The organism is Mesorhizobium sp. M4A.F.Ca.ET.022.05.2.1, from assembly GCF_003998845.1.
Classification (GTDB): domain Bacteria; phylum Pseudomonadota; class Alphaproteobacteria; order Rhizobiales; family Rhizobiaceae; genus Mesorhizobium.
In genome coordinates this window covers 1-7,849 of record NZ_RZOJ01000286.1, presented here as the reverse complement: position 1 = coordinate 7,849, position 7,849 = coordinate 1, and the positions used below count along the sequence as shown (strand labels likewise).

At 65.0% G+C, this 7,849-nt stretch carries 9 protein-coding genes; 1 reads left to right on the top strand and 8 read right to left on the bottom strand.

The annotated features are described in order from the left end of the window. The 4 genes from EN745_RS24760 to EN745_RS24745 all read right to left on the bottom strand — a co-directional run bounded on the left by EN745_RS24760 (position 1) and on the right by EN745_RS24745 (position 3,773). Complete coding sequence (locus EN745_RS24760) at positions 1-942, bottom strand: protease modulator HflC (RefSeq protein WP_126053960.1); 942 nt, start codon at positions 940-942, stop codon at positions 1-3. After that, a complete protein-coding gene (gene hflK / locus EN745_RS24755) occupies positions 942-2,057 on the bottom strand; it encodes an FtsH protease activity modulator HflK (RefSeq protein ID WP_126053959.1) in 1,116 nt (371 codons plus the stop codon). Before hflK ends, EN745_RS24760 begins: the two co-directional genes overlap by 1 nt. A gap of 169 nt (positions 2,058-2,226) precedes the next feature. Beyond that, a complete protein-coding gene (locus EN745_RS24750; RefSeq protein WP_126053958.1) occupies positions 2,227-2,745 on the bottom strand; it encodes a dihydrofolate reductase in 519 nt (172 codons plus the stop codon). Beyond that, on the bottom strand, positions 2,745-3,773 hold the full coding sequence (locus EN745_RS24745) for a DUF4424 domain-containing protein (RefSeq protein WP_127406064.1): 1,029 nt from the start codon (positions 3,771-3,773) through the stop codon (positions 2,745-2,747). Before EN745_RS24745 ends, EN745_RS24750 begins: the two co-directional genes overlap by 1 nt. Before the next feature lie 255 nt (positions 3,774-4,028). Here EN745_RS24745 and cobF point away from each other — a divergent pair, with 255 nt between their 5' ends. Next, positions 4,029-4,802 carry a precorrin-6A synthase (deacetylating) gene (gene cobF / locus EN745_RS24740; protein ID WP_127406063.1) on the top strand — a complete coding sequence of 258 codons (774 nt, stop codon included), beginning with the start codon at positions 4,029-4,031 and terminating at the stop codon, positions 4,800-4,802. Positions 4,803-4,826: 24 nt separating this feature from the next. On the opposite strand, the gene EN745_RS24735 is transcribed toward cobF, so the two are convergent. The 4 genes from EN745_RS24735 to modA form a co-directional block, all read right to left on the bottom strand. Continuing rightward, entirely contained in the window at positions 4,827-5,168 is a 342-nt protein-coding gene (locus tag EN745_RS24735) for a winged helix-turn-helix domain-containing protein (protein WP_126053955.1), read from the bottom strand. Positions 5,169-5,247: 79 nt separating this feature from the next. After that, positions 5,248-6,360, bottom strand: a complete 1,113-nt coding sequence (gene modC / locus EN745_RS24730) for a molybdenum ABC transporter ATP-binding protein (protein WP_127422482.1) — start codon at positions 6,358-6,360, stop codon at positions 5,248-5,250. Then, positions 6,357-7,061 carry a molybdate ABC transporter permease subunit gene (gene modB / locus EN745_RS24725; RefSeq protein ID WP_126053953.1) on the bottom strand — a complete coding sequence of 235 codons (705 nt, stop codon included), beginning with the start codon at positions 7,059-7,061 and terminating at the stop codon, positions 6,357-6,359. Before modB ends, modC begins: the two co-directional genes overlap by 4 nt. 16 nt (positions 7,062-7,077) lie before the next feature. Continuing rightward, positions 7,078-7,842, bottom strand: coding sequence for a molybdate ABC transporter substrate-binding protein (modA, locus tag EN745_RS24720; RefSeq protein ID WP_245487825.1), 765 nt, complete (start codon positions 7,840-7,842; stop codon positions 7,078-7,080). Positions 7,843-7,849 lie beyond the last annotated feature (7 nt).

Below are 7,849 nucleotides of genomic sequence, written 5' to 3'. Positions count from 1 at the left end.
CTACTGGCCGGTGCCGGGTTGCGCAGGCGGCGTTGCCGGCGCCGTTGGCTTTGCCGGTGTCTCCGTGCTGTTCGGGTCGCGGAAATAGCGGAAGAACTCGGATTCCGGCGACAGCACCATGGTCGTTCCGGTGTTGTCCAGCGCCGTACCGTAGGCGTTCATCGAGCGGTAGAACTCGAAGAAGGCCGGGTCGCGCTGATAGGCGGAGGCGAAGGTTGCGCTGCGCTGGGCTTCGCCCTCACCGCGCAGGATTTCCGATTCCTTCTGCGCCTCGGCGACGATTTCGACCACCTCGCGGTCGGCGCGGGCCTTGATGCGCTGCGCCGCCTCGTTGCCGCGGGCCCTCAACCGCTCGGCCTCGGCGAGACGCTCGGCCTTCATGCGGTCGAAGGTCTGCTGCGAAACCTCGGCCGTGAGATCGGTCCTGCGAATGCGCACATCCTCGATCTCGAGGCCGAGCGAGGTGGCGTCGGGCCTGAGCTGGTCGCGCACCTCGCGCATCATCACGGCGCGTTCCTCGGAGAGCGCGGCCTCGAAGTCGCGTAGACCGTAGACACGGCGCAGCGCCGCATCGAGACGTGTCCTCAGCCGCTGCTCGGCAAGCTCGATGCTGCCGGACACCGCCGCACGGAACACGCGCGGGTTAGAGATGCGGTAGGCGATGAAGGCATCGACCTCGTAGAACTTGCCGCCCGACACCTGGACACGGATGTTGTCGAGGTCGAAGCGCAGCACGCGGTTTTCGATCAGCTGCACGCTGTCGGCATCGAAGAAGGCGAAAGGCGCTTTGAAATAAATGCCAGGCTCGGTCTTAACGTCGACGATCTCGCCGAACCTCAGCACCAGCGCCTGCTGGCGCGCGTTGACCACGAACACCGAGGAATAGATCAGGAACAGGATGACCGCCGCGACGACGGCGACGATGGGGAGACGGTTGGCCATCACTGGTTTCCTCCCGTCGTGGCGCCAAAGGTGGCCGGCGCCGGCGCTTTCTGCTGCAGTGCCGGCAGCGGCAGGTAGGGAACGACCCCTTGCCCATTGCCCTGCTCGACGATCACCTTGTTCGAGTCCTTCAGCACCCTCTCCATCGTTTCCAGATAAAGCCGCTTGCGCGTCACCTCGGGCGCCTTGGCATATTCGTCATAGACCGAGATGAAGCGCTGCGCCTCACCCTCGGCCTCCTGCACGACGCGGTTCTTGTAGGCTGCCGCGTCCTCGCGGATCTGCGCCGCCGCGCCGCGCGCTTGGCCGAGTTTCTGGTTGGAATACTGGTTGGCCTGCTCGACGAACTTGTCCTCGTCCTGCTCGGCGCGCTGCACCTCGTCGAAGGCGTCGGCCACCTCGCGCGGTGGCGCCGCGTCCTCGATCGAGACCGCGTTGACGTTGAGGCCGGCCTTGTAGCCGTCCAGCGTCGTCTGGATGATCTCGCGCACCGAGGCGGCAATGCCCTGGCGATCGTCACGGAAGATGTCCTGCGCCGGCCGCCGGCCGACGGCCTCACGCATGGCGCTTTCGGCGACCTGCCTCAGCATGCCGTCAGGATCCGACACGTCGAACAGATAGGCTTTCGGGTCGGAGACCTGGTAGGCGACCGAGAATTGCACGTTGACGATGTTCTGATCGCCCGAGAGCATCAGTCCGGAACTGTTGCTGCCGCTCGCGCCGCCGCCGATATCGACCAGCTGCTCGGCAATGTTGGCGGTCTCGACGGTCTCGACCGGCCACCAGTGGAAATGCAGGCCGGGCTGCGACAGCTCGGCCTTCGGCTTGCCGAAGCGCAGTTCGACCGCAACCTCGTCGGGCTGCACGGTGTAGACCGCCTTGAACGCCCACAGCACGACCAGCGCAGCCGCGATCAGCCCGAATACGGCGGGGCTGGCGCCACCGCCGCCCGGCAGGGCGCGGCGCAATCTGTCCTGGCCGCGGCGGATGATGTCTTCCAGATCGGGCGGTGAGCCCTGCGGGCCGCTCGGGCCCTTGGGCCCCTGCCCCCAGGGACCCTGATTGCCGCCGCCGCCCCATGGGCCGCCGCCACCGCTCTTGTCGTTCCAGGGCATGAATGTCCTTTCGCTTGGAATTCCCTCGGCGCCGGCCTGACAGCGCAATATCCAATGTCATCCTTCTATAGGGTCGCCACGGCACGCTTTCAACGCGATCTGCCGGCCAGCCATCCGTTTTGGACCGGTAGCGACCCTTTATCGTCTTCAAGAAGCGACGCAGTCGTCTTCAGTTTGCGCCGCCACGGCGCTCGTAGACCGTATAGCGGGTCGCGTGGCTGTCCTTTTCGCCGGCCGGAAAGTCCTCGGCGCTGGCGACGCGCCACTGGTCCGTGTCGATCGGCGGAAAATGCGCATCGCCCTCGACACTTGCGAGCACATGGGTGACATGCAGCCGGTCGGCCAGCGGCAATGCCTGGGCATAGATTTCGCCGCCGCCGACAACGCAGATCTCGTCGGCGCCGGCCATGCAGCGCCCGCGCACATTGGCAAGCGCGATGGCCTCCTTGAGCGAATGCGCGATTTCGATTCCTTCGGCCCGCCAGGCCTTGTCGCGCGTCACCACGATGTTGAGCCGGCCCGGCAGCGGCCGGCCAATGCCCTCATAGGTCTTGCGACCCATGATGATCGGCTTGCCCATCGTGTCGGCCTTGAAGCGCTTGAGATCGGTGGAAAGCCGCCACGGCAGGCCGCCATCGCGCCCAATCACGCCGTTGTCGGCGATGGCGACGTAGATTGCGATATCCATTAGCCACCGTTCCCGCTGTCGCCGCCACTCGTGTCGTCCGACGGCTCGAGCAGCAATATGTCGATGTCGTGCTCAGGATAGAAGTCCTTCGCTGTCATCTCGAAGGTCGTCGGTCCGACCTTCCGCACATTGTCGCCGCAGAAGGAGACCAGGTTCTTCGGGCTGCCCTTGTCGACGGTCAGCTTGAAATCGCCGATACTGCCCGATGCCCAGTTGCCGCCCGTGGTCAGGATATAGGCGATCCTGCTTTCGAAATATTGCGGGTAGCCGTCGGGATTGTCCTTGGCCGCCTTGCGCACGGCGTTCTCGAAGCCGTCGTCCATGCAATAGCGGGTCTTATAGGTCGCATACTGGCCCTGGAACTGGCCATCATAGAAAAAGCTGACCGACGAGGTTCCGCCGACGCTCGGCCTGTAGCGGTGCGAGACATGCACGGCCTTGTTGGCTCGGAAGGTCGAGCGCCACCAGTAGGTCGAACGCAATTGCCAGAACGGGGCGTAGACGGTCTTCATCCCCGAGCCGTCGTCGGCCCTATCCTCGATGATGATGCCACGGTTCTCCCAATCCTCGGCGACCTCCTTGGGAAGGTTCGCCAGCGCCGCCTTGGCCGCGTCGCCGAACGGATAGAGCGGCACGGTCTGCGCCTTGAGATCGGCGCTGATGTCGATACCCAGCGCAAAGGCTCTCTGCTCCAGTTGCGGCTTTGCATCGACGCCGTCGATAGTCACCTCGAAGCCGAGGAAATTGTCGCTCTGCGCCTCGGGGATCGCCGGCATCTCGTTCGGGTCGCCTTCGATGTCGGGCATCGGGAAGGCAACGATGGCGTCGACATCCTTGTCGGTGTTGTTGCGGAAGACATAGTCGACCGTCACCTTTTCTTGCGAGATGAAGAGGTCCTCGCTCTCCATGGCGACGGCATCGCTGCGCGACAGGATCAGCCCGCCGGTTCCAAGCTCGGCAATCGAATCGTTGGCGAACGCCGGCGCGGCCGACAAAGCCAGCGCTGCGGTCAGGATGGTGCGGAACATGGATCCCCCTCTCGACGGCAGGGCCGGCCCCAACCGGATGCGCGTCCACATCTAGAGCAATTCCAGGAAAAGTGTGTAGCGGTTTTCCGTCCGGAATTGCGTAAGACAAATAGCTAGAGCAGTTCAGCGTTTCCACCAAACGATGAACTGCTCTAGCCGTTTCAATGTGGCGTTTCAAAGCCCCTTCAACGCTCGTGTTGCCGCTTGCCCCATGCTGTCTGGACACCGGCGCCCCGATCGGGCAGGAGAGCGCCCATGCGCAAGCTTCTGGTCATCGGCATCGGCGCCGGCAATCCCGAACATATGACGGTCCAGGCCATCAGCGGCCTGAACCGGGCGGACGTCCTGTTTATTCCCGACAAGGGCGCGAAAAAGAACGATCTCGCCGAATTGCGCCGGCAAATCTGCGACCGCTTCGTCACCAACCCGAAATCGCGTCGGGTGGAATTCGACGTGCCGGTGCGGGCCGAACCCTCCCCTTCCTACCGCGCCACGGTCGACGACTGGCACGAGGCGATCGCCGAAATTTATGAAGGCCTGATCCGCGACGAGCTTGCGGAAGACGGCTGCGGCGCGTTCCTGATCTGGGGCGACCCCTCGCTCTACGACAGCGCGCTGCGCATCCTCGAGCGGGTGCGTCGGCGTGGCAACGTCGATTTCGCGCTCGAGGTCATTCCCGGCATCACCGCCGTCCAGGCGCTGGCCGCCAGCCACAAGATGGCACTGAATCGTATCGGCGACCCCGTGCTGATCACCACCGGCCGCCGCCTGACTGAGGAGGGCATGCCCGAGAATGCCGGCAGCACGGTCGTCATGCTCGACGGAAAATGCGCCTTCAACACGCTGGCCGACGAGAACCTCGTCATCCACTGGGGCGCCTATCTCGGCACGTCGGACGAGATCGCCATCTCCGGCCGCCTTGGCGATGTCGGCGCGGAGATCGAAAGAGTGCGCGAGGAAGCCCGGCAAAGGAAGGGCTGGATCATGGACACCTATCTGCTGCGCAAACCCGGCGAGCCCGAGGAATAGGGACCACTCGGAACGGGGCGGCACTCAACCAGCATCGATTTCCGCCTGCAAGGCCTCCATGTGCTGCGCCGCCGCGGATGTCGCCGCCCGCTCTATGGCCCGGAAGCGGCTGACGACCGCCAGGCCGACCGCGGTCAGTTGGGCGCCGCCGCCCTTTTTGCCGCCGGTCTGCGCTGATACCAGCGGCTTGCCGAACACCCGGTTCATGTCCTCGACCAGGTCCCAGGCGTGCTTGTAGGACATCTCCATGCCGCGCGCCGCGGCGGATATCGAGCCGAAGGCAGCGATCTGCTCCAGAAGCTCGATCTTGCCCGGCCCGATACGCCCGTCGGGATCGAGGTTTATCCGCAAGCTCAGCGACGGCATCTTTGTCCTCCGCGATCAGACTAGCACCCTCGACGGCTCTATCGCTATTCCAAACCAACATAGCGACATTGTCCTTTCGTCACCCATCGGCTTCGGATGGCAGCCCTGGCCCCGTCGTCGCGCTGTCGAAGCTCACCGTCTTGATCACCGCAAAGACCTTGCGGCCGAGCGCGAGCCGAAGCGTGTGCTTCGACTGTTCGGTGATGCGCGCCAGAACCGTCACGCCATTGCATTCGATGGCGATCTCCACCGTCGGTCCGACACCCGGCCTCACCGCCGTGATTGTCCCCGCCAGTATGTTGAGCGCGCTGAGACCCGCCGGCTGCTCGGTCGCGATCATGACGTCGCGGGCGCGGATGCGCAGCCGCACCGGCGCACCAGACGGCCGCGCCAGGCGCGGCACGCGGATTTCGCCCGCCGGCGAGTCGAGCACGGTCATCCCGAAGCTCTCGTCATGGCGCAGCACCTTGGTGTCCAGCACCGCGCCGCCCTCGCCGCGCTCTTCCGCCGGCAAAAGGTCGAGCCGCTGCATGATCGCTCCGGTCGGACCGGCGGCCGCGACCTTGCCGTGCGCCAGCACCACCACGTCGCTCGCCAGCCGCGCCACTTCGGCGACGGAATGGCTGACATAGACGATAGGGATATTCGTCTCGTCGCGCAGCCGCTCGACATAGGGCAGGATCTCCGCCTTGCGCGCCTCGTCGAGCGAGGCCATCGGTTCATCCATCAGCAGCAGTTTCGGGCTGGCGAGCAGCGCCCGGCCGATGGCCACGCGCTGTTTCTCGCCGCCCGAGAGCTTAGCCGGCCGCCGGTCGAGCAGATGCCCGATGCCCAGCAGATCGACCACGCCATCGATGTCGGCATAGCGCTCGGACGCCGGCGTGAACCATCGGCCATAGCGCAGATTGCCTGCGACACTCAAATGCGGAAAGAGCCGCGCGTCCTGGAACACGATGCCGATGCGCCGCTTGTGCATCGGCACGAAGGCGCCGGTCTCGGTGTCGACCAGCACGCGCCCATCGACAGCGATCCGCCCCCTCTCCGGTCGGATCAGCCCGGCGATCAAATTGATCAGCGTCGACTTGCCGGAGCCCGAAGGACCGAACAGAGCCGTCAGGCGGCCAGCGCTTTCGAAACTGGCGTCGATCGCGAAATCGCCGAGGCGGTGGCCGATTTCGACGAGCAGCGTCATTCGATATCCATCCGCCGGCCGACGCGCCAGGCCAGCATCTCAGACGCCACCAGTGCGGCCATCGAGATGACGATCGAGATCAGCGTCAGCCTGAGCGCGCCGTCATCGCCGCCCGGCACCTGCGTGAAGGTATAGATCGCCGACGGCAGCGTCTGCGTCTCGTTGGGGATATTGGAGACGAAGGTGATTGTGGCGCCGAACTCGCCCATAGCCTTGGCGAAGGACAGGATCGAGCCGGCGATCAGGCCGGGCAGGATCAATGGCAAGGTGATGGTGGCAAACACCCAGAGTGGATTGGCGCCGAGCGAGCCGGCCGCCGCCTCCATCTTGCGGTCGACCGCCTCGATCGACAGCCGGATCGCCCGCACCATCAGCGGAAAGCCCATCACGCCGCAGGCAAGTGCTGCACCCGTCCAGCGGAAGGAAAAGACGATGCCGAAATGCTCGGCCAGGAACGCGCCGGCGGGCCCGCGCTTGCCAAAGGTCAGCAGCAGCAGGTAGCCGGTCACCACCGGCGGCAGGATCAGCGGCAGATGCACCAGCCCGTTGAGCAGCGTCTTGCCCCAGAACCGGCCACGGGCGAGCACGAGCGCGATCGCGATGCCCGGCGGCAGGCTGAAAAGCATCGCCACCGTCGCCACCTTGATCGACAGCCGGACCGCATTCCATTCGTCGGGAGTGAGGTCCAGCAGCCAGTTCATGCGTCGGGACGCTGCCTTAGTTGGAAGGCGCCAGGATGGTGAAGCCCTGCGCCTTGAAGAGCTCTGCCGCCTTCGCGGATTCGAGGCACTTCAGGAATGCCGGCGCATCCTTGTCCTTCGAATCTGCCGTCTGGGCAACCGGGTAGATGATCGGCGGATGCGAGCCCTCCGGGAAGGTGCCGACCACCTTGACGCCTTTTTCGGCATGCGCATCGGTGGCATAGACGATGCCGAGCCCCGCCTCGCCGGTCGACACCAGCTTCAGCGCCGCGCGCACATTCTCGGCCTGCGCGACCTTGCCTTCCACTGAAGACCAGACGCCGAGCGATTCCAGCGCCGCCTTGCCGTATTTGCCGGCCGGCACAGCCTTGACGTCGCCCATGGCAAGCCTGCCATCGCCGATAAGCCTGGCAAGGTCGAAGCCCTTTTCGATCTTGGCCTCAACCTTGGAATCCGTCGGCGCCACCAGCACGATCTGGTTGCCGAGCAGCTTCACCTCGGTGTCGGGTTTGGTCAGCTTCCTGTCGGACAGATACTTCATCCAGTCGAGGTCGGCCGAGATGAAAATGTCGGCCGGCGCGCCGCCCTCGATCTGCTTGGCAAGCGCTGAGCTTGCCGCGTAGGAGATGGTCGCCGCCTCGCCGACATCGGCCTCGCAGGCCTTGTTGACGCCGTCGAGCGCGTCCTTGAGGCTGGCCGCCGCAAACACGATCAGCTTGTCCTCGGCACGGGCAGCCGGCGCCGAGATCGCCAGCGATGCCGCGAAAACGCCAATGGCGATCGCTCCC

Coding starts and splice junctions, on each gene's coding strand:
- EN745_RS24760 (WP_126053960.1), bottom strand. CDS start 942: ATGGCCAACCGTCTCCCCATCGTCGCCGTCGTCGCGGCGGTCATCCTG.
- hflK (WP_126053959.1), bottom strand. CDS start 2,057: ATGCCCTGGAACGACAAGAGCGGTGGCGGCGGCCCATGGGGCGGCGGC.
- EN745_RS24750 (WP_126053958.1), bottom strand. CDS start 2,745: ATGGATATCGCAATCTACGTCGCCATCGCCGACAACGGCGTGATTGGG.
- EN745_RS24745 (WP_127406064.1), bottom strand. CDS start 3,773: ATGTTCCGCACCATCCTGACCGCAGCGCTGGCTTTGTCGGCCGCGCCG.
- cobF (WP_127406063.1), top strand. CDS start 4,029: ATGCGCAAGCTTCTGGTCATCGGCATCGGCGCCGGCAATCCCGAACAT.
- EN745_RS24735 (WP_126053955.1), bottom strand. CDS start 5,168: ATGCCGTCGCTGAGCTTGCGGATAAACCTCGATCCCGACGGGCGTATC.
- modC (WP_127422482.1), bottom strand. CDS start 6,360: ATGACGCTGCTCGTCGAAATCGGCCACCGCCTCGGCGATTTCGCGATC.
- modB (WP_126053953.1), bottom strand. CDS start 7,061: ATGAACTGGCTGCTGGACCTCACTCCCGACGAATGGAATGCGGTCCGG.